The sequence below is a fragment of the Neorhizobium sp. LMR1-1-1.1 genome, from assembly GCF_040675795.1.
Taxonomy (GTDB): Bacteria; Pseudomonadota; Alphaproteobacteria; order Rhizobiales; family Rhizobiaceae; genus Neorhizobium; species Neorhizobium cellulosilyticum.
The window spans coordinates 569,552-592,644 of the sequence record NZ_JBEGHE010000025.1 but is presented as its reverse complement, the minus strand read 5'-3'; the positions used below and the strand labels follow the sequence as shown (position 1 = coordinate 592,644).

19 protein-coding genes are annotated in these 23,093 nt (G+C 59.8%); 7 read left to right on the top strand and 12 right to left on the bottom strand.

The features are described 5' to 3' along the window. Nucleotide 1 precedes the first annotated feature (1 nt). The 5 genes from MRBLMR1_RS16000 to MRBLMR1_RS15980 all read right to left on the bottom strand — a co-directional run bounded on the left by MRBLMR1_RS16000 (nucleotide 2) and on the right by MRBLMR1_RS15980 (nucleotide 5,662). Nucleotides 2–823, bottom strand: coding sequence for an ABC transporter permease subunit (locus MRBLMR1_RS16000; RefSeq protein WP_148148144.1), 822 nt, complete (start codon nucleotides 821–823; stop codon nucleotides 2–4). Continuing rightward, entirely contained in the window at nucleotides 823–1,749 is a 927-nt protein-coding gene (locus MRBLMR1_RS15995) for an ABC transporter permease subunit (RefSeq protein WP_148148112.1), read from the bottom strand. The genes MRBLMR1_RS16000 and MRBLMR1_RS15995 overlap by 1 nt, the downstream gene beginning before the upstream one ends. A gap of 15 nt (nucleotides 1,750–1,764) precedes the next feature. Next, nucleotides 1,765–2,922, bottom strand: a complete 1,158-nt coding sequence (locus MRBLMR1_RS15990; RefSeq protein ID WP_148148113.1) for an ABC transporter ATP-binding protein — start codon at nucleotides 2,920–2,922, stop codon at nucleotides 1,765–1,767. A gap of 69 nt (nucleotides 2,923–2,991) precedes the next feature. Beyond that, nucleotides 2,992–4,086, bottom strand: coding sequence for a polyamine ABC transporter substrate-binding protein (locus tag MRBLMR1_RS15985; RefSeq protein WP_148148114.1), 1,095 nt, complete (start codon nucleotides 4,084–4,086; stop codon nucleotides 2,992–2,994). 157 nt (nucleotides 4,087–4,243) lie between these two features. Next, nucleotides 4,244–5,662, bottom strand: a complete 1,419-nt coding sequence (locus MRBLMR1_RS15980; RefSeq protein WP_148148115.1) for a helix-turn-helix transcriptional regulator — start codon at nucleotides 5,660–5,662, stop codon at nucleotides 4,244–4,246. 197 nt (nucleotides 5,663–5,859) lie between these two features. On the opposite strand from MRBLMR1_RS15980, the gene aceA reads away from it, so the two are divergent. Both aceA and MRBLMR1_RS15970 read left to right on the top strand, forming a co-directional pair. Next, nucleotides 5,860–7,149 (top strand): isocitrate lyase, encoded by a 1,290-nt coding sequence (aceA, locus tag MRBLMR1_RS15975; RefSeq protein WP_148148116.1) that lies wholly within the window; start codon nucleotides 5,860–5,862, stop codon nucleotides 7,147–7,149. A 215-nt stretch (nucleotides 7,150–7,364) separates the two neighbouring features. Next, nucleotides 7,365–7,616 (top strand): SMc00767 family acetate metabolism repressor, encoded by a 252-nt coding sequence (locus MRBLMR1_RS15970; RefSeq protein ID WP_148148117.1) that lies wholly within the window; start codon nucleotides 7,365–7,367, stop codon nucleotides 7,614–7,616. A 249-nt stretch (nucleotides 7,617–7,865) separates the two neighbouring features. On the opposite strand, the gene MRBLMR1_RS15965 is transcribed toward MRBLMR1_RS15970, so the two are convergent. The 3 genes from MRBLMR1_RS15965 to MRBLMR1_RS15955 all read right to left on the bottom strand — a co-directional run bounded on the left by MRBLMR1_RS15965 (nucleotide 7,866) and on the right by MRBLMR1_RS15955 (nucleotide 11,345). Beyond that, nucleotides 7,866–9,716 carry a methyl-accepting chemotaxis protein gene (locus MRBLMR1_RS15965; protein WP_148148118.1) on the bottom strand — a complete coding sequence of 617 codons (1,851 nt, stop codon included), beginning with the start codon at nucleotides 9,714–9,716 and terminating at the stop codon, nucleotides 7,866–7,868. Between the two features lie 151 nt (nucleotides 9,717–9,867). Then, entirely contained in the window at nucleotides 9,868–10,002 is a 135-nt protein-coding gene (locus MRBLMR1_RS15960; protein ID WP_280518264.1) for a hypothetical protein, read from the bottom strand. Nucleotides 10,003–10,160: 158 nt separating this feature from the next. Beyond that, a complete protein-coding gene (locus MRBLMR1_RS15955) occupies nucleotides 10,161–11,345 on the bottom strand; it encodes a BaiN/RdsA family NAD(P)/FAD-dependent oxidoreductase (protein WP_148148119.1) in 1,185 nt (394 codons plus the stop codon). Nucleotides 11,346–11,470: 125 nt separating this feature from the next. Here MRBLMR1_RS15955 and MRBLMR1_RS15950 point away from each other — a divergent pair, with 125 nt between their 5' ends. The 5 genes from MRBLMR1_RS15950 to edd all read left to right on the top strand — a co-directional run bounded on the left by MRBLMR1_RS15950 (nucleotide 11,471) and on the right by edd (nucleotide 18,400). Continuing rightward, on the top strand, nucleotides 11,471–12,913 hold the full coding sequence (locus tag MRBLMR1_RS15950) for a glutamine synthetase family protein (protein WP_148148120.1): 1,443 nt from the start codon (nucleotides 11,471–11,473) through the stop codon (nucleotides 12,911–12,913). Between the two features lies 1 nt (nucleotide 12,914). Beyond that, nucleotides 12,915–14,213 (top strand): NAD(P)/FAD-dependent oxidoreductase, encoded by a 1,299-nt coding sequence (locus MRBLMR1_RS15945; protein WP_148148121.1) that lies wholly within the window; start codon nucleotides 12,915–12,917, stop codon nucleotides 14,211–14,213. A 76-nt stretch (nucleotides 14,214–14,289) separates the two neighbouring features. Next, nucleotides 14,290–15,768, top strand: coding sequence for a glucose-6-phosphate dehydrogenase (zwf, locus tag MRBLMR1_RS15940; RefSeq protein WP_148148122.1), 1,479 nt, complete (start codon nucleotides 14,290–14,292; stop codon nucleotides 15,766–15,768). 5 nt (nucleotides 15,769–15,773) lie between these two features. Then, nucleotides 15,774–16,472 carry a 6-phosphogluconolactonase gene (pgl, locus tag MRBLMR1_RS15935; RefSeq protein ID WP_148148123.1) on the top strand — a complete coding sequence of 233 codons (699 nt, stop codon included), beginning with the start codon at nucleotides 15,774–15,776 and terminating at the stop codon, nucleotides 16,470–16,472. A 110-nt stretch (nucleotides 16,473–16,582) separates the two neighbouring features. Beyond that, a complete protein-coding gene (gene edd, locus MRBLMR1_RS15930; protein WP_183684952.1) occupies nucleotides 16,583–18,400 on the top strand; it encodes a phosphogluconate dehydratase in 1,818 nt (605 codons plus the stop codon). A gap of 70 nt (nucleotides 18,401–18,470) precedes the next feature. Here the strand turns inward: edd and MRBLMR1_RS15925 are convergent, their stop codons facing one another. From MRBLMR1_RS15925 to MRBLMR1_RS15910, 4 genes are all read right to left on the bottom strand, one after another. Then, complete coding sequence (locus tag MRBLMR1_RS15925) at nucleotides 18,471–18,827, bottom strand: hypothetical protein (protein WP_183684951.1); 357 nt, start codon at nucleotides 18,825–18,827, stop codon at nucleotides 18,471–18,473. A 279-nt stretch (nucleotides 18,828–19,106) separates the two neighbouring features. Next, nucleotides 19,107–20,195 (bottom strand): sn-glycerol-3-phosphate ABC transporter ATP-binding protein UgpC, encoded by a 1,089-nt coding sequence (locus tag MRBLMR1_RS15920; RefSeq protein WP_148148126.1) that lies wholly within the window; start codon nucleotides 20,193–20,195, stop codon nucleotides 19,107–19,109. 23 nt (nucleotides 20,196–20,218) lie between these two features. Next, a complete protein-coding gene (gene bglA / locus MRBLMR1_RS15915; RefSeq protein WP_148148127.1) occupies nucleotides 20,219–21,886 on the bottom strand; it encodes a beta-galactosidase BglA in 1,668 nt (555 codons plus the stop codon). 37 nt (nucleotides 21,887–21,923) lie between these two features. Further along, nucleotides 21,924–23,093: a carbohydrate ABC transporter permease gene (locus MRBLMR1_RS15910; RefSeq protein ID WP_148148128.1), complete on the bottom strand. Its 1,170-nt coding sequence runs from the start codon at nucleotides 23,091–23,093 to the stop codon at nucleotides 21,924–21,926.

Genomic DNA, 23,093 nt, shown 5'->3' with positions numbered 1-23,093 from the left:
ATCACCTTTCCGCGCCGCGGATCGCCAGATGCTCGTCGCGGACGCGCCTCAACTCGGCGCGCTTGGTGGTGAGGGATGCGGCGATGACGCCGATCGTTACAAGACCAATGAGGATGGTGCAGATGGCGTTGATTTCCGGCGTCACACCGAGGCGGACCTGCGAATAGATCTTGATCGGCAGCGTCGTTGCGCCCGGGCCGGTGTTGAAGCTTGCGATGACGAGATCATCAAGCGACAGGGTGAAGGCGAGCATCCAGCCGGCGATGACGGCCGGGAATATCAGCGGCAGAGTGATCTTGAAGAAGGTTTTGACCGGCGGACAACCGAGATCGAGCGCCGCCTCTTCCAAACTGCGGTCGAAGGTCAACAACCGCGACTGCACGACGATCGCCACATAACACATGGTGAAGGTCGTGTGGGCGATGGTGACCGTCCAGAAACCGCGATCGACACCCATGGCGACGAAGAGCAGTAGCAGCGACAGGCCGGTGATGACTTCCGGCATGACCAGCGGGGCATAAATCATGCCCGAGAAGGCCATGCGGCCGGGGAAGCGGGCAAACCGGGTGAGCGCGAGTGCGGCCATCGTGCCGAGGATGGTGCCCAAGGTGGCGCTGAGCACGCCGACGCGGGCCGTCACCCAGGCCGCATCCATCAGACCCTGGTTCGACCACATGGCGGAGTACCAGTTCAGCGAAAACCCACCCCAGACCGTGACCAGCCTTGACGCGTTGAACGAGTAGACGATCAGGATGATGATCGGGATATAGAGAAAGGCGAACCCGAGGGTGAGCACGGTGGCGTCGAAACGGGGAGATCTCATCATACCACCTTCTTCTGCTGGTTCTGGAAGATCATGATCGGCACGACCAGCATGATCAGCAGGATGACGGCGACGGCGGAGGCGAGCGGCCAGTCACGATTGCCGAAGAATTCCGTCCAGAGCGTCTTGCCGATCATCAGCGTATCGGCGCCGCCCAAAAGATCAGGGATGACGAATTCGCCAGTAATCGGGATGAAGCAGATCATCGCACCGGCGATGACGCCCGGCATGGAGAGCGGGAAGGTGATCTTCCAGAAGGCTTTCCACGGAGGGCAGCCGAGATCGCTCGCCGCTTCCAGCAGCGAATTGTCCATCTTTTCCAGCGCCGAATAGAGCGGCAGGACCATGAAGGGCAGATAGGAATAGACGATGCCGATGAAGACGGCGTAATCGGTGCGGAAGATCTGCACCTGCTGATCCGGTCCCATAAGGCCAACTGTCTGGAGGAGAAGCGTCAGCAGGCCATCGGGCTTGAGGATGCCGATCCAGGCGTAGACGCGGATGAGGAACGAGGTCCAGAAGGGCAGGACCACCAGCATGACCAGCGTCGGGCGGATCGAGGTCGGGGCGCGGGCCATGGCGAGCGCCATCGGGTAACCGATCAAGAGAAGCAGCAGCGTCGAGATGGCCGCAATCCTGAGCGATGACAGATAGGAGAGGATGTAGAGCGAGTCCGACGTCAAGAAGATGTAATTTTCAAAGTCGAGCTGCGAGATAAAATCGCCGACTGCGCCAACCCCTTCAAATAAAGGTCTATAAGGCGGCATCGCTTGGGCATAATCCGACAGCGAGATCTTGAAGATGATTAGGAACGGCGCGACGAAGAACAGTATGAGCCAGACATAGGGCACGACGACCACCAGCCAGCGCGTCCACGATGGGCCGCCTGCATTGGTGACAGGATTGGCTTCAGCGACATTGGCCATGTTCGCTCCCCTTCCCTATCTTGTCAGGACGAGGCCGGCATCGCGCGACCAGGTGAGCCAGACCATATCTCCAAAGGTGATCGGCCGGTCGACGAGGCGCGAAACATTGGCCTGTGCGGCACGAAAGAAACGACCATCTTCGGAACGGACGATGAAAAGCGAAAAGTCACCGAGATAGCCGATATCCCAGACCTCGCCGTAAAAAGCATTGGCGGACGTGTCGGCCGGGGCATCCAGCGAAATACGAACCTTTTCCGGGCGAACAGCGAAGGCGACGTGGTCGTCCTTCACCGCCTGGCATTCCTGATCGACGGCGATCGACAGGCCTTCGCTTTCGATCCTTACCGTGCCCGGTGCGCCGAGCGCGCTTGCGGTCTCGGCAATCTTGCCTTCGATGATGTTGATGTCGCCGATGAAATCCGCGACGTAGCGGCTGTTCGGCGCCTCGTAGATTTCAGCCGGTGTCGCCACCTGCATGATGATGCCCTTGTCCATGACGGCGATCCGGTCGGACACGGTCATCGCCTCTTCCTGGTCGTGGGTGACGATCAGGAAGGTCATGCCGAGCGTGTGCTGCAGGTCCATCAGCTCGAACTGGGTTTCCTCGCGCAGCTTCTTGTCGAGTGCGCCGAGCGGTTCGTCGAGCAGCAGCACCTTCGGGCGTTTGGCAAGCGAACGGGCGAGTGCGACGCGCTGGCGCTGGCCGCCGGAAAGCTGGTTCGGCTTGCGCTTGGCGAACTGTTCCAGCTTGACGAGCTTGAGCAGTTCCTGAACGCGGGCAGTGATCTCGCCCTTCGGCATATTGTCCTGTTCGAGGCCGAAGGCGATGTTCTTCTCCACCGTCATATGCGGGAAGAGCGCGTAGGACTGGAACATCATATTCGTCGGGCGGCGATAGGGCGGCACGCCGCGAATATCCTGACCCTGCAGGAGAATCCGGCCTTCCGTCGGCTCCTCGAAGCCGGCGAGCATGCGCATCAGCGTCGTTTTTCCGCAGCCGGAAGGGCCAAGCAGCGAGAAGAATTCCTTCTCGTAGATATCAAGCGTGAGGTTGTCGACGGCAACAAAATCGCCGAAGCGTTTGGTGATATTCTCGAAGCGGATGAAGGGGACCGCATTCGGATCGGTCCAGGGAGAGAATTTGCGTTTTACCGGTCCGAGAGTTTTCGCCATGCCTTGCCCCGCTTGCGATCCTTGGAAAATGAAAGGGCGGGTAAAAGCCCGCCCTTGGATTGTCAGCTATCAGCTGCCGGTCTTGATCTGCGTCCAGACCCGGTTCAGCACGCGCTGTTCCTTGGGTCCGTAAGGCGAGATGGTGAAGAGCTTTGCCACCACATCTTCCGGCGGATAGACCGACGGATTTTCCAGCACTTCCTTATCGACGAACTTCTGCGAGGCAAGGTTGCCGTTGGCATACTGGACATAGTTGGAGGCCTTGGCGATGACTTCCGGCTTCATCAGGTAGTTGATGAAGGCGTGCGCCTCTTCGACATTCTTCGCATCCGCCGGGATCGCGAGGTTGTCGAACCACATATAGGTGCCTTCCTTGGGGATGACGAACTCGACCTTGACGCCGTTGCCAGCTTCTTCGGCGCGCGACTTCGCCTGCAGCACGTCGCCCGACCAACCGATGGTGATGCAGCTGTCGCCGTTGGCGAGTTCATCGATATAGGCCGAGGCGTTGAACGTCTTCACGAAGGGACGGATCTTCTTGAAGACCTCGCCGCCGGCTTCCAGATCGGCAGTTTCCTTGCTGTCCGGGTTCTTGCCGACATAGTTCATGGCGATGGCGAAAGTCTCGTCGGAGGCATCGAGAATGTTGATGCCGCAGGACTTCAGCTTTTCTGCGTTCTCCGGCTTGAACAGGACGTCCCAGCTGTCGATCGGCACATCGCCGAGCGCTGCCTTCACCTTGTCGACATTATAGCCGATGCCGGTGGTGCCCCACATGTAGTTGACGGCATATTCGTTGCCAGGATCATATTTTGCCAGACGCTCAGACACGAGCGGCCACATGTTGGTGAGGTTCGGCAGCTTCGACTTGTCGAGCTTCTGGAACACTCCGGCCGTGATCTGGCGGGCAAGGAACGGACCGGTCGGAACAACGACGTCATAACCCGAGCCGCCGGCAAGCAGCTTGGTTTCCACGAGATCATTGCTGTCAAAGACGTCGTAAACGACCTTGATGCCTGTTTCCTTGGTGAAATCCTCGAGAATGGACTCATCGATATAGTCCGACCAGTTATAGACGTGGACGACCTTTTCCTGCGCAAAAGCGGAGGAGCCAAGGGCGGTAACAGCAAGTGCCGCCGCCATTCCAAGCAGGTGGGTTCTCATGATTTCTCCTGTTTCTTTTTTCTCCGCGGGTGCCCCACGCAGGAATTCCCTCTGTATTTGAACGTGAGAGTAGAAAGGATTTTTACGACCTACAAGTGGGAATGTGCACTGCGGAATGACTTGCCCCCAAGGCTTGTCGTGCAAATTGCCCAAGGTGCTACTGAAAGTCGAAGGCGCTGAGGCCGGTCACCATTTCGTCAAGCCCGAGCGGGCGGGTGATCGGCGGCTCGGCACGCGACAGACAGGCCTTGCGCTCGCAGATGCGGCAGGCGGGGCCGGATTCGACGGCAAAGCCGGTGGCCGGCAGCGCCGCGGCATAGGCCACATCGGCTGCAAAGCCGATATCGCAACCGATGAGGATCGCCGTGCGTCGGATCCGCTCGCCGAAATCCGCCTGTGGACCTTCCAGCGTTCTCGACACGGTGAGAAAGGCGTCCTCTTCCGGCATCTCCACGCGATCGACGAGGATGCGGCCGGGCTCGGCAAAGGCGGAATGGATGCCGAGCTTGGGACAACGGCCGCCGAAACGCGACTGGGGGAACCCCTGCGCTCCGGCGCGGCGCACGACATTGCCGGCATGATCCATCTCCATCAGGAAGAAAGGAATACCGGCAGCATCCGACCGACAGAGGGAGGTCAGGCGGTTTGCGGCCTGTTCGAAGGAGACATCGAAGCGGGCGCGCAGGATATCGATATCGTAACGGGCGCGCTGTGCGGCCGCCAGAACGGCCGCGTAGGGCATGAGCAGCGCATGCGCCGCATAACGGGCAAGCTCGAAACGGGCGATACGCCGGGCTTCTGCCGTCTGCAGGGACAGGCCATCCAGTTCTGCATCGATTTCCGCCGCCATTGCCAGCAACGCCACCTCGGTTGCCAGTTCCCGGTTGCGATCGAAGGGCGATAACCGCTCCGACAGGAAGAGCCGCATGCTGTGGCGATCGTATCGGCGGCGCAGGCTCGGCATGACATGGGAGGGAAGCGTGCGGACGGTTATGCCGCGCTCGTTCTTCAGCCAGGTGCGCAGGGCCGATGGCAGGTCGTCTCCGGCCGAAAAGGTCTTTGCCAGGGCCTCCGCCGCATCCTCCATGCGGGCGAAGAAATTCGGCCGGCGCTCCAGCGACTGGCGCACTTCATCCATCGGCATGCGGCTGCTACTGGTTGCCATTTCGCGGCCTTCGCTTGCCAGTAAGGCTGCGAGATCGGAAAGCCGGCCCGCCTGTTCGCGATAGGCGCGGTAGAGTTTTACGGTGGCAAGTGCGGCATTGGGGGCCGCTTCCGCCACTTCGACGATTTCCTGATCGCCGGGGATCTCGCCGGCCAGAAGCGGATCGGCAAACACTTCACGCAACTGGGGGACAAGCCCGCCGCCCTCTCCCTGGAGTGCATCGAGATCCACCTTGTAGGTGGAGGCGAGTTTCAACAACAACTGCACCGTCAGCGGCCGCTGGTTGCGCTCGATCAGATTGAGATAGGAGGGCGAGATTTCCAGAGCGCCTGCCATGGCCGTCTGGGTCAGACCAAGCCCGAGCCGGACCCGCCTGACGCGGCCTCCCGCAAATACCTTCCGCTCCACTATAGACCTCCTCCTGTCAAAGTTTTACGCGGCGTCGATTTTTACAATATTTACAAAACTCATCCCGATTCTGTGTAAGTCGTGACATCGTAACTTCTTTTATATCATGTACTTATAGAATTAACATTCGTCATTCTGTAAATCTTTCACATGAGCTTTCGGGCCTGATCCAAAGTTCAAAACCAGTGGGAGAGAGACAGATGACAGATTTTTACAAGCTCGTTGCCAATGCGCCTGAAGGCCGGTTCGACGGGATCACCCGCCCCTATTCGGCTGAGGACGTTGAGCGGCTGCGCGGCTCGATCGAGATCCGTTATTCGCTGGCGGAAAAGGGCGCCAACCGGCTGTGGGAGCTGTTGAAAAGCGAGGACTTCGTCAATGCGCTCGGCGCCATGACTGGCAATCAGGCGATGCAGCAGGTGCGTGCCGGGCTGAAGGCCATATATCTCTCCGGCTGGCAGGTGGCGGCCGACAGCAATACCGCGTCTTCCATGTATCCCGACCAGTCGCTCTATCCGGCCAATGCCGCGCCGGAACTGGCGCGGCGGATCAACCGCACACTGCAGCGCGCCGACCAGATCGAGACTTCCGAGGGCAAGGGGCTTTCGGTCGAGACGTGGTTTGCGCCGATCGTTGCCGATGCAGAAGCAGGCTTCGGCGGGCCGCTCAATGCGTTCGAGATCATGAAAGCGTTTATCGAGGCCGGCGCTGCGGGTGTGCATTTCGAGGACCAGCTGGCGTCTGAAAAGAAATGCGGCCATCTGGGCGGCAAGGTGCTGATCCCGACCGCAGCGCATATCCGCAACCTGACCGCGGCGCGGCTTGCAGCCGATGTCATGGGCGTACCGACGCTGGTGATTGCCCGCACGGATGCGGAAGCGGCAAAGCTTCTAACCTCGGATATCGACGAGCGCGACCAGCCCTTTGTCGATTATGATGCCGGGAGGACGGCGGAAGGTTTCTATCGCGTCAAGAACGGGCTGGAGCCCTGCATTGCACGTGCCGTCGCTTATGCTCCGCATTGCGACCTGATCTGGTGCGAGACATCGAAACCGGATCTGGAGCAGGCGCGCAAGTTTGCCGAGGGCGTGCACCGCGAACATCCGAGCAAGATGCTGGCTTACAATTGCTCACCGTCGTTCAACTGGAAAAAGAACCTCGACGACGCGACGATCGCAAAATTCCAGCGGGAGCTGGGGGCGATGGGCTACAAGTTCCAGTTCATTACGCTCGCCGGGTTCCACCAGCTGAATTTCGGCATGTTCGAACTTTCGCGCGGTTACAAGGACCGGCAGATGGCCGCCTATTCCGAGCTGCAGGAGGCGGAATTCGCCTCCGAGATCAACGGATATACGGCGACCAAACACCAGCGCGAAGTCGGCACCGGTTATTTCGATGCCGTGTCGATGGCGATCACCGGCGGGCTGTCGTCGACGACCGCCATGGGAGAGTCCACCGAGCATGCACAGTTCCGGCCGGCGGCGGAGTGAGCCGCAAAGTCCCCTCCCCACCCTCCCCACAAGGGGGAGGGCTTAACCCAGCCTCACCGCCAGTGCTCACAGGTGAAATGGGCGGCTGCCGCGATTTTTCTCCCCCCTTGTGGGGGAGATGGCCGGCAGGCCAGAGGGGGACTTCGCAATCCTCAAAAGGCTCACGGCAACAAGAGATATCAAGACCACCAAACCCAACGAAAGGAGACCCCGAAATGACGATCCAGGCACCCATCAAGACCCATGTAAAAGAACGGGCGGAGGAGCAGGCAAGCGCCATGACCGCCGATCAGCAGGCAGCGATCCGCTCGCTTGCCAACGACCTGCACCGGTTGAACCATGCCGTCATGAAAGCAGTCGAGGCCGGCGTTTCGGTCGAGCTGATCCGTTCGGCGCGGCATCACGGCGGCGACGGCCACTGGGGCGACCTTATGGTTCCCGTCGTCATGACCAACAGGCTTCAGTAGCGGCGGGTGCAAGATTGCCAGGTCGGACCGCACCGTCCCGCAATTTGTCGCAAATTCAGCAGTCAGAGTTTCACACTTGTGCTGGAATTGCCTCAAACACCGGCCGGACAAGAGCCGGGCCGATGGAGCCATTGGGGAGCCTCTTGGGAGCCCTTCGGCCACCATACCTTTTCATCTCCCTGCCAAAAGAAAGGGCGGCCTCAAGCCGCCCTTTCTTACATCTGGTTGCCGATCGTCAAGAGACGCCGTTCAGGCGGCCTTGCTGTAGCGATAAGAAGACTGCGTGCCCGTGGCGGCCGCATCGATGCGGAACTGCTGCAGCAGGTCGAACAGGGCTTCGGTCTCTGCCGCCAGGCGCTGGCTTGCCTCACTGGTTTCGGCCACCATTGCGCCGTTCTGCTGGGTCATCTGATCCATCTGGTTGACGGACTGATTGATGTTGGAAAGCGCTGCCGACTGGTCGCGGCTGGCGGTAGCGATGGTTTCGACATGCTGGCTGATGACGACGATCTCGCTGCTGATCGTGGCGAGCACTTCGCCGGCCTGCTGGACGAGCGAGACACCGGAACCGACCTCGTTGGTCGCCTGATTGACCAAGCCTTTGATTTCCTTGGCTGCATCGGCTGAGCGCTGCGCCAGTTCACGCACTTCCTGCGCGACAACCGCAAACCCCTTGCCGGCTTCACCCGCGCGGGCCGCCTCGATACCGGCATTCAGAGCGAGAAGGTTGGTCTGGAAGGCGATGTCGTCAATCACCTCGATGATCAGTTCGATCTTCTGCGACGCGTCTTCGATACGCCCCATGGCCTCGACAGCATTCTTGACGACGGTGCCGGAATTGTCGGCGTTCTTCTTCGTATGACCAACGGCCTCGTTCGCCTCGCGGGCACGATCGGCCGAAGAGCGCACGGTTGCCGTGATTTCCTCGACAGCAGCCGCGGTCTCCTCCAGCGAAGCCGCCTGGCTTTCGGTGCGGCGAGACAGATCAGCGGACGAATGGCTGAGATCGGCGCTGCTCTTCTGGATTGCCATCGTGCTCTGACGAATGTGGGACAGCGTGTCGCGCAGCTTGAGGATCGAACCGTTGAAATCGGTGCGCAGCGGTTCCAGCTTGCCGGAGAAAGGCTGGTCAATAGTGACCGAGAGATCCCCCTGCGACAGGCGCGACAGGGCCGTGCCGAGTGCTGCGACAGCCTGATCGATCTGGCCATCGACCATGCGCTTGTCACTGTCGTTGCGTTCGCGTTCGGCTTCGGCCTCTGCGCGTTCCATGGCACTCTGATGCTCGATGCGCAGTTTTTCGAGCGCGTTGTCGCGGAAGACCTGCAGGGCGCGGGCAATGTTGCCGAACTCGTCAGAGCGTGCGGTGTAAGGGATCTCGGACTTGTTGTCGCCATCGGCAATCGCCCGGACGGAGCCGGTCAGGACGCCGAGCGGGCTGACGAGCCTGCGAATGACGAAATAGCTGGCAACGGCAATGAAGAGAAGCGCAAGCAGCGAGGAGACCATCAAGGCCGTGCCGGCAGAGGCGATATGGGCGAAATAGACCTCCATCGGAATGCCGATGAAGAGTACGCCGCTAACAGCGCCGGAGGCGTTCACAACCGGATAATAGGCGGTCATGAAATCGCGGCCGAAAAGAACGGCCGGGCCATAATAGGCCTCGCCTTTGGCCAGAGCCTTCTGTGCCGGGTGATCGGCGACGAGCTTGGTGCCGACGGCACGTTCGCCCTTCTCGTTTTTCACGTTGGTGGAGATGCGGACATAATCGCTGCCCTGCTTTTCGAACACCGTCGCTACGCCACCGATGGAGCCGGCGGTACGATCGACAAGATCATGGCCCTGAAGTGCCCCCTCGCCGGCAGTAACCTTGGTGAGCTTTCCGTCAGAAAGTGCTGTTTTTGCACCCGCCACAGCCGTCTCATAGATTAACGCCATCGTCCGGATGGACTTGTGCGTATCCTCCACAGCCGTTTCCATGATGTCCTTGCGAAACGTGTTGTAGGCAAGGCCGGAAACGGCGGAGACTGCAACCACGATAAGAAAGAGACAAAGAAATACAATTTTAGTGACGACCGAAGAAGGTACGATCTTTTTCATGGGGAGCCTTTGTGGGTGTAAATTTCCCACACACACTCGCCGACATAGGTGAAATTTTTGCTAAACTTGACAAACATCAAGAGTTTGGAGGCGGACGCGCAAAGCAAACCAGCCCAAAGCCACTGAAAAACCGATTAAATTAGCGTACCGCTTAAAACAGTACCGGTACGGCCAAAAGTGCAGCCGTGGTTCCAGCGGCAATCATCAGCATGCTGAAACGAAAGAGTTTTGCGCGGTCATCCGCCTTGGCAATTGCAATGGCGCGGGTACGGCGAGCATTCGGCATGGATTGGAACTCCGAGACGATAATCAAACCTATAGTGGCAGCCTTTTTCGATCTTGAACATCAAAATAAGCTGGGATTATGGCAGGATCAGTTCGTTACATTAAGAAGTGCTGAACGATAACACCACAACCGGAGCCATGCGGGCGTGAATGCCAGGATCAAAGCGCTTCTCCGCAGACATGGCCCGACGACCACGCCCATTGAAAATTGTAGCCGCCGAGCCAACCAGTGACGTCGACGCATTCGCCGATGAAGTATAGGCCGGGAACAGACTTTGCCTGCATCGTCTTGGAATCGAGTTCCGAAGTATCGATGCCACCGAGCGTGACTTCGGCCGTGCGATAACCTTCGGAGCCTGCCGGACGGATTCGCCAGTCCTGGATCGAAGCGGCGACAGCGTCGAAAACCTTGTCTGAACAGTCCGCAAGCTTCGTTGCCGCGGGATGTTTCTCGGCGAAGAACTGCGCAAGCCGCTTGGGCAGGATATCGGAAAGCGCCGTCTGCACCAACTGCTTGCCGTTGGCCTTGCGGGCAGCCTTCAGGTCGTCGGCGATCCGGCGATCCGGTTCGATCACGAGCGTGATCTCGTCACCTTCACGCCAATAAGACGAGATCTGCAGGATCGCGGGACCGCTCAAGCCGCGATGGGTGAAAAGCAGAGCCTCGTGGAAGCTGGTCTTGCCATGGCGGATTTCGGCGGGTGCGGCGATGCCCGAAAGCGGCGCGAGCTTTTCCAGAAGCCCCGGATCGAGCGTCAGCGGCACGAGGCCAGGGCGGGTTTCGACGAGCTTCAGATCGAACTGCCTGGCGATGTCATAAGCGAGACCGGTCGCGCCCATTTTCGGGATCGACTTGCCGCCGGTGGCAACGACGACGGAGCCGGCTTCGATCGTCTCGCCGGTGGAGGTGACGATGCGAAAACCGTCAGCGCTCCCTTCCACCGAGGTGACGCCGGTCTGGAGTTCGAGCTTGGCCCTTACCGCTTCCATCTCTGACAGCAACATGCGGATGATGTCCTTGGCGCTTTCATCGCAGAAGAGCTGACCCAGTGTCTTTTCGTGGAAGGCGATGCCGTGGCGGTTCACCAGATCGATAAAATCCTGCGCCGAATACCGGGCGAGTGCTGATTTGACGAAATGCGGGTTGGAAGAGAGATAATTCTTCGGGCCGGCGTGAATATTGGTGAAGTTGCAGCGACCGCCACCGGAAATGCGGATCTTCTCGCCCGGAGCCTTGGCGTGGTCGAGAACCAGAACGGAACGCCCACGCGCACCGGCGCGGATCGCGCACATCATGCCGGCGGCACCGGCGCCGAGGATCACCACATCGAATTTACGGGCCAATCATCACTCCATTGGTTGCCGCTTTCGCTGTTCGACATAGTTCACCCAAAGTCAACGCCTCCCCCTCGCCAATTGCCGATCGGTGGCTATGATGGGAACATTCGATCAACCTCACCCGGTGTGTCATGCCAACCAAAAAAGCCAATCCCGCTGCAGTTGAAGTCGGTACGGTCGCCAAGGCCGCCGTCGCCCAACCAACGTTGACCTCGCTTCGCGGCGTGGCAGACTGGCAGGAGGCCGCGGCATGGCTGCGCGCGCGAGGGATCGAAGATATCGAATGCATCACGCCCGACCTTGCCGGCGTGCCGCGCGGCAAGATGATGCCGTCGTCGAAATTCACCTCCAACACATCGCTGGCGCTGCCATCGGCGCTCTACAGGCACACGATTTCCGGCGAATATCCGGAAGAGACCGAGAGCTTCCGCTACGAGCCGCGCGACAGCGATCTCAAGCTGATGCCGGATCTTTCGACGCTCTCGGTCGTGCCGTGGGAAACCGATCCGACAGCGCAGGTGATCTGCGACATCGTCAACACGGAAGGCAACGCTGTCGCCTATACGCCGCGCAACGTGCTGAAGAACGTTGTGCGACTCTACACAGAGCGTGGCTGGAAGCCGGTCGTGGCTCCGGAAATCGAATTTTATCTGGTCGCCAAGAACGACGACCCGGATTATCCGCTGCATCCGCCGAAGGGCCGTTCCGGCCGCGCGATTCTCGGCGGACAGGGTTATTCGATTGCCGGCATCAACGAGTTTGACGAGTTGATCGACGATATCTACCACTTCTCCGAAAAGCAGGGACTGGAGATCGATACGCTGATCCACGAAGAAGGACCGGCGCAGCTCGAAATCAACCTGCGTCACGGCGATCCGGTGGAACTGGCCGACCAGGTATTCATGTTCAAGCGGACGATCCGCGAAGCGGCGATGAAACACGGCATCTACGCGACCTTCATGGCCAAGCCGATGCAGGGCCAGGCGGGGTCGGCCATGCACATCCACCAATCCGTCGTCGATATCGATACGGGCAAGAACATCTTCTCGCAGAAGGACGGCAAACCTTCGAAGGAATTCTTCCAGTTCATCGGCGGGATGCAGACCTATATTCCGAAGGCGCTGGTGATGATGGCGCCTTACGTGAACTCCTACCGCCGCCTGACGCCGGACATGGCGGCGCCGGTCAATACCGCCTGGGGTTACGACAACCGCACGACGGCTTTCCGCGTGCCGGTTTCCGATCCGGTGGCAAGGCGCGTCGAAAACCGGCTGCCGAGTTCGGATGCCAATCCGTATCTGGCACTCGCTGCGTCGCTCGGTTGCGGTTTGCTCGGCATCATGAACAAGATCGATCCGACACCGCCGACGGACGAATCCGCCAACGAAGGCGCGATCGACCTGCCGCGCGATCTCCTGAAAGCTGTCTCGCTGCTGGAAGAGGAGCCGGCGCTGGCGGAGGTGTTCAGCAAGGAGTTCATCGGTATCTATGCAGGCGTCAAACGCGGGGAATTCGAGACCTTCATGCAGGTGATCAGCCCGTGGGAGCGCGAGTTCCTGCTTCTCAACGTTTAAGGTGAGCAGCATGGATACATGGCAGAGCCCGATCGCGCCGGGTCTTTCCTGGTATCAGGCGAGCGTCGAGGAACGCCCCACCTATCCCACACTCGACGGCTCGCAGGCGGTGGATGTAACGATCATCGGCGGCGGCTATACCGGATTGCAGGCAGCCTGTAATCTGGCGGCTTCCGGCGTCTCCGTGGCGCTGATCGAAGGCGGGCACTTCGGCGATGGCGGCTCCGGCCGCAATGGCGGGCAGCTCGGCACCGGGCAGCGCTGGTGGCCGGAAGAGGCCGAGAAGGAACTGGGCTACGAACGCTCCAAGCTTTTGTTCGAAATGGCAGAAAACGCCAAGCGGCATCTCCACGATTTTGCGACACTGCATGGCATAGACATGGATTACATGCCGGGCCAGCTCAACGTGTCACACAAACCGGGATATGAGCGCGATTACCGCGCCAATGCGGAGATCGCCGCTGAACGCTATGACTATCCGTACATGACATTCATGGACAAGGCGGAGACGGAAGAGCGGGTCGGCACCAAGGATTATTATTGCGGCGTGCGTGATATCGGCACCGGCCATATCCACCCACTGAAATTCCTGATCGGTCTGGCGAAAGTGGCCAAGGCCGCAGGCGCCGGCATTTACGAGAATACCAGAGCGACGGCGATCCGCCGCGAGGGTACCAAGATCAGGGTCGAGACGCCGAGAGGCACGCTGACATCCGACCGGGTGCTGATCGCCACCAATGCATATATCGGCGATCTCGAACCGGTCACCTCAGCGCATGTGATGCCGATCGGCTCGTTCATCGCGGCAACCGAGCCGCTCGATGCTTTCCCGCATGTCATTCCGGGCATGGAGGCTGTCTGCGACAGCCGCTTCGTGGTGCGCTATTTCCGCAAGTCGAAGGATAACCGGCTGCTGTTCGGCGGCCGCGAGGTCTATTCCTCGAAAGATCCGAGCGATACGGCGGAGGCGATACGGCAGCAGATCGTCACCACCTATCCGGCGCTAAAGGCCGTTAAAATAACCCATGCATGGGGTGGCAATGTCGGGATCACCCTGCCGCGCCGGCCCTTCGTGCGCGAGGTCATGCCGGGCGTGACTGCGATCGGCGGATATTCCGGCCATGGCGTGATGCTGTCAAATTATTGTGGCAAGCTTTATGCTGAAATGGTCGCCGGGCGAAAGAGTGAGCTTGACGTGCTTGCCGATCTCAAAATTCCAGCATTCCCCGGAGGACATGCGATGCGTAAACCACTGCTTTTCCTTGCATTAACCTGGTTTGCGCTAAGAGACCGTATTTGAGGCCGACATTCGGACTAGCCTTTTTAAATCGATTAGCATAAGACACACCCCAACCACATACGACGAAAGTTGAGCGATGAGCAGCCAGATCATTCCAGTGGAACCATTCGATTGCATCGTCTTCGGCGCGACCGGCGACCTTGCGGAGCGCAAGCTTCTTCCGGCTCTGTATCACCGGCAGATCGAAGGCCAGTTCACGGAGCCGACGCGCATCATCGGCGCGTCCCGCAGCGCGCTTTCCAATGAAGAATACCGTAAGTTCGCCGAGGATGCGCTCAAGGAGCATCTGAAGAAGGGCGAATATGACGAGGCCCAGGTCAAGGCCTTCTGCGAGCGCATCTTCTACATTTCCGTCGATGCCAAGTCCGATCAGGGCTGGGACAAGCTGAAGAAGATTCTCGACGAGGGCACCGGCAAGGAGCGCATTCGCGCCTTCTATCTGGCCGTTGCGCCGGCGATTTTCGGCGCGATTTCGGAAAAGATCCGCGACCACAAGCTGATCACCAAGTCGACCCGCATCGTCGTCGAAAAGCCGATCGGCCGTGACCTCGCCTCGGCGCTGGAACTGAACGACACGATCGGCAAGGTGTTCAAGGAAGAGCAAATCTACCGTATCGACCACTATCTGGGCAAGGAAACCGTCCAGAACCTGATGGCGCTGCGTTTTGCCAATGCGCTTTACGAGCCGCTTTGGAACGCCAACTATATCGACCACGTGCAGATCACTGTCGCCGAAGCTGTCGGCCTTGAAGGTCGCGCCGGTTATTATGACACGGCCGGCGCACTGCGCGACATGGTGCAGAACCATATCATGCAGCTGCTTTGCCTTGTTGCGATGGAAACCCCGTCTTCGATGAATTCCGAAGCGGTGCGTGACGAGAAGCTCAAGGTACTGCGGGCGCTGAAGCCCATCACCGCCGACAATTGCGAAGTGATGACGGTGCGCGGGCAGTACCGCGCCGGTGCCTCCGCGGGCGGCCCGGTCAAGGGTTATCTCGAAGAGCTGGAAGGTGGCGTTTCCAACACCGAAACCTTCGTCGCCATCAAGGCCGAGATCGGCAACTGGCGCTGGGCCGGCGTTCCCTTCTACATCCGCACGGGCAAGCGCCTTGCGAGCCGCGTTTCGGAAATCGTGATTTCCTTCAAGCCTGTGCCGCACAACATTTTCGACACGGCAGCGGGCCGGATTTCGGCCAACCAGCTGATCATCCGCCTGCAGCCGGACGAAGGCGTCAAGCAGTCGCTGATGATCAAGGACCCAGGCCCGGGCGGCATGCGCCTGCGCAATGTTTCGCTCGACATGAGCTTTGCCGAAGCCTTCAACGCACGCAGCCCGGACGCCTACGAGCGCCTGCTGATGGACACGATCCGTGCCAACCAGACGCTGTTCATGCGCCGCGACGAAGTGGAGGCGGCTTGGGAATGGGTCGATCCTATCCTCAAGGGCTGGGAAGAGACCGGACAGGTGGCGCAGGGTTACACGGCCGGCACCTGGGGTCCGAGCCAGGCGATTGCACTGATCGAGCGTGACGGCCGCACTTGGCACGAAGGCTGAAGACCATGGCATCGACTTTTCATGAGTTTGCCAATGGAGCCGATCTCGCCGAAGCGCTAGCCGACAAGGTTGCCAGGCAGCTTTCCGCAGCGATCTCGAAAAAGGGAGCGGCGTCCATCGCCGTTTCCGGCGGGTCGACGCCGAAACGCTTCTTCGAGGCGCTTTCGGGCAAGGATCTCGACTGGACGAAGGTTACCGTGACGCTGGTCGACGAACGTTTCGTGCCGGCCGACAGCCCACGGTCCAATCATCTTCTGGTCGCAACGCATCTGCTCAAGGACAAGGCTGCGGCCACGACCTTCATCCCGCTCTATCACGAAGCGGCAACGATCGATGCAGCCGCGGAAATTGCCACCGGAAAGACGGCTTCGATCTGCAATCCGTTCGATGTCGCGATCCTCGGCATGGGCGGCGACGGGCATACAGCATCGTTCTTTCCGCGTGGCAATCATCTTGCCAAAGCGCTCAATCTTTCGACGCCGCGCGGCGTGATGACCATGGCGGCGGAAGGTGCAGGCGAAGAGCGGCTGACCTTCACTTTCTCCAGCCTCTCCGATGCGCACCTGCTGGTGCTGCATATCGAGGGCCAGGAGAAAAAGGACGTGCTGGCGAAGGCTGAAGCCGGATCGGACGAGAAGAACATGCCGATCCGCGCTGTACTCACCAGAGCGGTTTCGCCGCTCGAGATCTACTGGGCGCCCTGAGGCACCTATCGTCCGCCTGGCGCTCGTCAGGCGGCAACACATTGACGAGACATGCAATCCCGGTGGCTTTGGCCTCTCCCAAGCCGGGATTGCCCGAAGGAGGTTTTGACATGGCGGCGCATTCCAGCATTCAGGCGATCACGGCAAGGATCATCGAGCGATCCAAACCGCATCGCGAGGCCTATCTCGACCGATTGCAACGGGCGGTCGCCAAGGGGCCGCACCGGGCGGTTCTTTCCTGCGGGAACCTGGCACATGGATTTGCCGTCTGTTCCCCCGCCGAGAAGGACGCGCTGTCCGGAGACGTCGTTCCGAACCTCGGCATCATCACGGCCTATAACGACATGCTCTCGGCGCATCAGCCCTATGAGACATTTCCGCCGATCATCCGGGAAGCTGCCCGTGAAGCGGGCGGCATTGCACAGGTGGCAGGTGCGGTTCCGGCCATGTGCGACGGCGTCACGCAGGGCCAGCCGGGCATGGAACTGTCGCTGTTCTCGCGGGATACGATCGCCATGGCGGCCGGTATCGGCCTTTCCCACAACATGTTCGACGCTTCCGTCTATCTCGGCATCTGCGACAAGATCGTGCCTGGCCTGGTGATTGCCGCGCTTTCCTTTGGACACCTGCCGGCCGTGTTCATTCCGGCCGGTCCGATGACCTCGGGCCTGCCCAATGACGAGAAGTCGCGCATTCGCCAGCTCTATGCGGAAGGCAAGGTCGGTCGCACCGAGCTTCTGGAAGCCGAATCCAAGTCCTATCATGGTCCCGGCACCTGCACCTTCTATGGCACGGCCAATTCCAACCAGATGCTGATGGAGATCATGGGCTTCCATATGCCCGGCGCCTCCTTCGTCAATCCCGGCACGCCGCTGCGCGAAGCGCTCACCCGCGAAGCCGCCAAGCGGGCTCTGGCGATCACCGCCATGGGCAATGAATTTACACCGGCCGGCGAGATGATCGACGAACGCTCGATCGTCAACGGCGTCGTCGGCTTGCATGCGACGGGCGGATCGACCAATCACACCATGCACCTTGTCGCAATGGCGCGGGCTGCAGGCATTCACCTGACCTGGCAGGATATTTCCGAGCTTTCGGATACCGTACCGCTTCTCGCCCGCGTCTATCCGAACGGGCTTGCCGACGTGAACCATTTCCACGCTGCCGGCGGCATGGGTTTCCTGATCAGGCAGCTTCTTCGCGGCGGTTATGTGCATGACGACGTGCGCACCGTCTTCGGTCACGGGCTGGAAGCCTATACGGTCGAAGCCAAGCTCAGCGCAGACGGACAGGTGACGCGTGAAAGCGTGCCGGAGGTCAGCGGTGACTCGAAGGTTCTGACCACCGTCGACCAGCCGTTCCAGAAGACCGGCGGGTTGAAGATGCTTTCCGGCAATATCGGCCATGGCGTCATCAAGATTTCGGCCGTCAAGCCGGAGCGCCATGTGATCGAGGCACCGGCCGTGATCTTCCACGACCAGCAGGGCCTGCAGGATGCGTTCAAGCGCGGCGAGCTAAACCGTGACTTCATTGCCGTCGTCCGCTTCCAGGGACCGAAGGCGAACGGCATGCCGGAACTTCACCGCCTGACGCCCCCGCTCGGCGTGTTGCAGGACCGCGGCTTCAAGGTCGCCCTCGTCACCGACGGCCGCATGTCGGGCGCATCCGGCAAGGTGCCGGCAGCAATCCACATGACGCCGGAAGCTTCCGACGGCGGCGCGATCGCGAAAATCCGCGAAGGCGACATGATCCGTCTCGACGCAGTTGCCGGAACGCTGGAAGTGCTGGTGGACGCAGCGGAATTCGATGCACGCACGCCGGCCGAAGCCGATCTTTCCGAAAACGAATTCGGTATGGGCCGCGAGCTGTTCTCCGCCTTCCGCCGCAATGTCGGCAGGGCTGATCAGGGCGCAAGCGTTTTTGCCTGAGGCACAGGCTGCGGATCAAACAGCAAAAAGGCGGCCCGGTGGCCGCCTTTTTTGTGTCTATCGATCTATCTTACCAGGTGCGGATATCCATCTTGTGGTCCCGGTGCCTTGGATGCGTGGAGAAGACGAAGATGCGGTTGAGTTCCTTATCGCTCAGCAGGCGCAGGAAGCGGACTTCGATCGTGTTGTTCATGTTGACGCGCATCAGGACACAACCAACCTTGTTGATGCGGGCATCGGGGATATCGAGATAGAATTGCTGAGGAAGATTATATTGCGTCAGCAGGCCAAGGACCGCGCCGCTCTGAGAAATCTGCACGACGTCGCAGCGGCGCTGCGCCATGTTGAGGACTGCCTTTTCGGTATATTCAATGCGGCCAGCATTCATCGTATCTTCCATCTTGAACCGCTGTTCGCGGTCATACATGAAAGACTCTTCCTTGTTCAGATAATGATTTTTGTTAATTGGCGCCGCACCCACGACTATACTCCTATACTTACAGGAGAAGACTAGGTGGTGAAGTTTAACAAGGGGTTGGCGCGTCCCGTTTCAGCACAGGACAAATGGACGCTTCGCGAAATGTGGTGAACTCACCCTTACCGACGAGGGCATTACGCCTCTCTTCGAAACGCGAAAACGAGCAAGCTAATTCCGCCAGCGCAAATCGGGACGCAGAAACGGCCTTCTCGTTTCACAGGGCCTTAATCAGACCCGATATGTCCTGCCTTCTGCATTAAAAAGATGCAGCTTTTGAGGAGCAGCCTTGAGGCGAACGATATCGCCCTTCGAGACATCGGACGTGCCGGGCAATTTGACGATGACCGGCTCTTCGCCGGCTCCGCCTTCGAGATAAAGCAGGGTCACCTCGCCCAGCGCTTCCACCAGCAAAACACGGCCCTCAAAGAGGTAGTCGTCATTTAAGCAAATCTCCAGATCTTCTGGACGCACGCCGAGACTTGCCTTCGCGCCCCTGTCGGCAGCGGGTACCGTGATCGGTACGCTCGTTGACTGGGCACCCTTGAGAGTGACCAAGGTTTCGGCGCCGGGTTCGCCGATCGTCACCGGCAGGATGTTCATTGCCGGCGAGCCTATGAAACGCGCAACGAAAAGATTGGCCGGGCGCTCGTAAAGCTCCAGCGGCGGCCCGACCTGCTCGATCTTTCCAGCGGACAGAACGACGATGCGATCCGCCAGCGTCATGGCCTCGACCTGATCGTGGGTGACGTAGATCATCGTCGTGTCGGAAAGCTTGTCCTTGAGCTTGGCGATCTCGATGCGGGTCGCGACACGCAGCGCCGCATCGAGGTTCGACAGGGGCTCGTCGAACAGGAAGACCTTAGGATTGCGGCAGATGGCGCGACCGATCGCGACACGCTGGCGCTGGCCACCGGAGAGCGCTTTGGGCAGACGTTCGAGATAGGGCGTGAGCTGCAGGATATCGGCCGCCGCGCGAACGCGGCGATCGATCTCGGTTTTGCTTTCGCGGGCGATCCGCATGCCAAAAGCCATGTTGTCGTAAACCGTCATATGCGGATAGAGCGCATAGGACTGGAAGACCATGGCGATGCCGCGGCGCGAGGGAGGGACTTCGTTGACGACCTCTCCATCAATCGACATCTCACCGGAAGTCACTGTTTCCAGCCCGGCGATCATTCGAAGCAGGGTCGATTTTCCGCAGCCGGACGGACCGACGAAGACGATGAATTCGCCCTGTTCTATTGTGAGGTCGATGCCGTGCAGCACCTTGACCTGACCATAGGACTTGCGGATTTCCTTGAGCGTTACGCCGGTCATGACCGTCCTCCCTGTTCCCTATCTCACACGTGCCGTGCGAAGAACGCGCCCCACGCCGGCAGCTCGATCTGGCTGCCTTCAAGTGGCGTCTCAAACCCATGCCCTTCCAGCACTTCCCAATTCCCGTCCGGCAATGCTGTCGATGAGGAATTAGGGCTCATGTTGAACATGCACAGGATCGTCTCGTTGCCGTAGCGTCTCTCATAGGCGAGCAGCGGCTCTTCCATGGTCAGGAAGCTGATCTCACCCTTCGATAGCGCAGGAGTTGCCTTTCGGAAGGCGAGGAAGCGGCGGTATTGCTCAAGCACCGAGGCCGGATCACCGTATTGGGCGCTGACGGCCCTCAGCTGGTGTTCGACCGGGATGGGCAGCCAGGTACGTTCTGCCGTCGAGAAGCCCGCCTGCAGCGCCTGCGCATCCCAGACCATCGGTGTGCGGCAGCCATCACGGCCCTTGAATTCCGGCCAGAACTGGATGCCGTAAGGATCCTGCAGATCGGCATAGGCGATATCGGCTTCCGTCAGGCCCAGTTCCTCTCCCTGATAGATGCAGACCGAGCCGCGCTGGGACAGAAGGATGGCGGAGAGCATCTTGGCGTAGCCGTCGCGATCAAGGACCTCCTGGCCCCAGCGGCTTACATGACGCACCACATCGTGGTTGGAAAAGGCCCAGCAGACCCAGCCTTCCGGCGCTGCGGCCGCAAACGCGTGCTGGGTTTCCTCCACGCGTGCTGGCGTCAGCACATCGGGTGCCAGGAATTCGAAGGCGTAGCACATATGCATCTTGTCGCCACCGGACGTGTATTCGCCGACGATCTCCAGCCCGCGCTGGCTATCGCCGACCTCGCCGACGGCGGCGATGGCGGGAAACTCGTTCAGCACGGCACGGAAACGCTTGAGGAAGTCAATGTTTTCCGGGCGGCTCTTGTCGTAGAGATGCTCCTGGAAGTTATAGGGATTGACCGCAGGCGCGGTGGAGGCGTTACGGCGCGAAGGGTCAAGCGCCGGATTGTCGCGCAGCTCCTTGTCGTGGAAATAGAAGTTGATCGTGTCGAGACGAAAACCATCGACACCACGCTTCAGCCAGAAGCGGGTCAGATCGAGCAGCGCATCCTGCACCTCGGCATTATGCAGGTTCAGGTCCGGCTGGGAGGTAAGGAAATTGTGCATGTAATATTGCATGCGCGTCGGATCCCAGTGCCAGGCGGATCCGCCGAAAATCGATAGCCAGTTATTGGGCGGCGAACCATCCGGCTTGGCATCCGACCAGACATACCAGTCGGCCTTGGGATTGAAGCGCGAGGACCGGCTTTCGATAAACCACGGATGCTGGTCCGAACTATGCGACATGACGAGATCGATCATCACCTTGATGCCGAGGCGATGGGCTTCCGCGATCAGGCCGTCGAAATCTGACAGCGTGCCGAACATCGGATCGACATCGATATAATTCGAGACATCGTAACCGAAATCCTTCATCGGCGACGGGAAGAAGGGCGAGATCCAGACGGCGTCGGCACCAAGCGCTGCGATATGCGGAAGGCGGGCGGTAATGCCCTTGAGGTCACCGATGCCGTCGCCGTTAGAATCCTGAAAGGAGCGCGGGTAGATCTGATAGATCACGGCACCGCGCCACCAATCCCGGTCCGGGGCATTGCTGGGCGTCGCTGCGGCTTCTGCGGAAATGCTCATTCAATATCCTTGTTGGTTCTGGTGATCGTCCGCGGCCTCAACCGCCCTTGACGGAGCCGGCCAGCAGGCCGCGAACGAGATAACGCTGCAGTGCAAAAAAGACGATAATCGGGACGATAATGGTGATGAAGGCGGAAGCGGTGAGGATTTCCCACTTTCCGCCCATGGAACCGAGCAGCGCATTGAGTGCGCCTGTCAGCACCAGCTGGTCCTTGCCGGTGCCGAGGAAAACCATGGCAACGAGAAGGTCGTTCCAGGTCCAGAGGAACTGGAAGATGGAGAAGGAAGCCAGCGCCGGGAAAGATAGAGGCAGCACGATGCGGACGAAAATCTCGAAGTCGCTGGCGCCATCGACACGGGCGGATTCGATCACTTCCTTTGGCAGACCGGCGATGTAATTGCGCAGGAGATAGATGGCAAGCGGCATGCCGAAAGCGGCATGCGCCAGCCAGATGCCAACATAACTGCGCGAGGCGATGCCGAAGAATGCGCCGATCTCGTTATACATTTTCAGAAGCGGGATCAGCGACATCTGCAGCGGCACGACGATCAGGCCGACAACGACGGCGATGATGATCGCGCGGCCGGGAAAATGCATCCATGACAGGGCATAAGCCGCAAAGGCCGATATCAGGATCGGGATGATCGTTGCCGGTATGGCGACAGTCAGCGAATTGATGAAGGCCTGACCGATCCCTTGAGAGGTCAGTACCGTGCGATAATTGTCGAGCGTGAAGGAGGCAGGCTGCGCGACTGAAAGGTAGACGCGCTTGCCGCGCTTATCCGTGAAGGGAGCGTTCTTGGTGAACGTATAGCTGCCGTCCTCGTTGACGGTCAGCGTTTCGCCATCGCCGATATCCGCAGCCTCACCCGCGGAAAATTCCGTCGGGGCGGCGACCTTTGTGCCGAAGGCTCGGACACTCCCCTTGGGACCGGCATCGGCAGCATCGAAGACCGAACCGGAAATCACGTAGTTGGGGCCGTCCTGTCTTGCGGTCGATGGCTCACCTAGCCGGGCCGCACTGGTTTCGGCCGCACCGCTGAATGCCGTCCACCAGCCGGACGACGCGATCTGGCCCGGTTCCCGCAGCGAGGTGACGAGGATGCCAATCGTCGGGATGAGCCAGAGAATGCAGATGACGAGAACCGACAGGTGAACGATGAGGCGAGGAAGGCCTATGCGGCGGAGGGTGATGGCTGCGGTCAT

What these genes read in the sequence shown, in the direction of transcription:
- pgl (WP_148148123.1), top strand. Translation starts at nt 15,774, where the DNA reads ATGGCATCGACTTTTCATGAGTTTGCCAATGGAGCCGATCTCGCCGAA.
- MRBLMR1_RS15910 (WP_148148128.1), bottom strand. Translation starts at nt 23,093, where the DNA reads ATGACCGCAGCCATCACCCTCCGCCGCATAGGCCTTCCTCGCCTCATC.
- zwf (WP_148148122.1), top strand. Translation starts at nt 14,290, where the DNA reads ATGAGCAGCCAGATCATTCCAGTGGAACCATTCGATTGCATCGTCTTC.
- MRBLMR1_RS15990 (WP_148148113.1), bottom strand. Translation starts at nt 2,922, where the DNA reads ATGGCGAAAACTCTCGGACCGGTAAAACGCAAATTCTCTCCCTGGACC.
- bglA (WP_148148127.1), bottom strand. Translation starts at nt 21,886, where the DNA reads ATGAGCATTTCCGCAGAAGCCGCAGCGACGCCCAGCAATGCCCCGGAC.
- MRBLMR1_RS15965 (WP_148148118.1), bottom strand. Translation starts at nt 9,716, where the DNA reads ATGAAAAAGATCGTACCTTCTTCGGTCGTCACTAAAATTGTATTTCTT.
- MRBLMR1_RS16000 (WP_148148144.1), bottom strand. Translation starts at nt 823, where the DNA reads ATGAGATCTCCCCGTTTCGACGCCACCGTGCTCACCCTCGGGTTCGCC.
- MRBLMR1_RS15950 (WP_148148120.1), top strand. Translation starts at nt 11,471, where the DNA reads ATGCCAACCAAAAAAGCCAATCCCGCTGCAGTTGAAGTCGGTACGGTC.
- edd (WP_183684952.1), top strand. Translation starts at nt 16,583, where the DNA reads ATGGCGGCGCATTCCAGCATTCAGGCGATCACGGCAAGGATCATCGAG.
- MRBLMR1_RS15970 (WP_148148117.1), top strand. Translation starts at nt 7,365, where the DNA reads ATGACGATCCAGGCACCCATCAAGACCCATGTAAAAGAACGGGCGGAG.
- MRBLMR1_RS15920 (WP_148148126.1), bottom strand. Translation starts at nt 20,195, where the DNA reads ATGACCGGCGTAACGCTCAAGGAAATCCGCAAGTCCTATGGTCAGGTC.
- MRBLMR1_RS15995 (WP_148148112.1), bottom strand. Translation starts at nt 1,749, where the DNA reads ATGGCCAATGTCGCTGAAGCCAATCCTGTCACCAATGCAGGCGGCCCA.
- MRBLMR1_RS15925 (WP_183684951.1), bottom strand. Translation starts at nt 18,827, where the DNA reads ATGTATGACCGCGAACAGCGGTTCAAGATGGAAGATACGATGAATGCT.
- aceA (WP_148148116.1), top strand. Translation starts at nt 5,860, where the DNA reads ATGACAGATTTTTACAAGCTCGTTGCCAATGCGCCTGAAGGCCGGTTC.
- MRBLMR1_RS15985 (WP_148148114.1), bottom strand. Translation starts at nt 4,086, where the DNA reads ATGAGAACCCACCTGCTTGGAATGGCGGCGGCACTTGCTGTTACCGCC.
- MRBLMR1_RS15960 (WP_280518264.1), bottom strand. Translation starts at nt 10,002, where the DNA reads ATGCCGAATGCTCGCCGTACCCGCGCCATTGCAATTGCCAAGGCGGAT.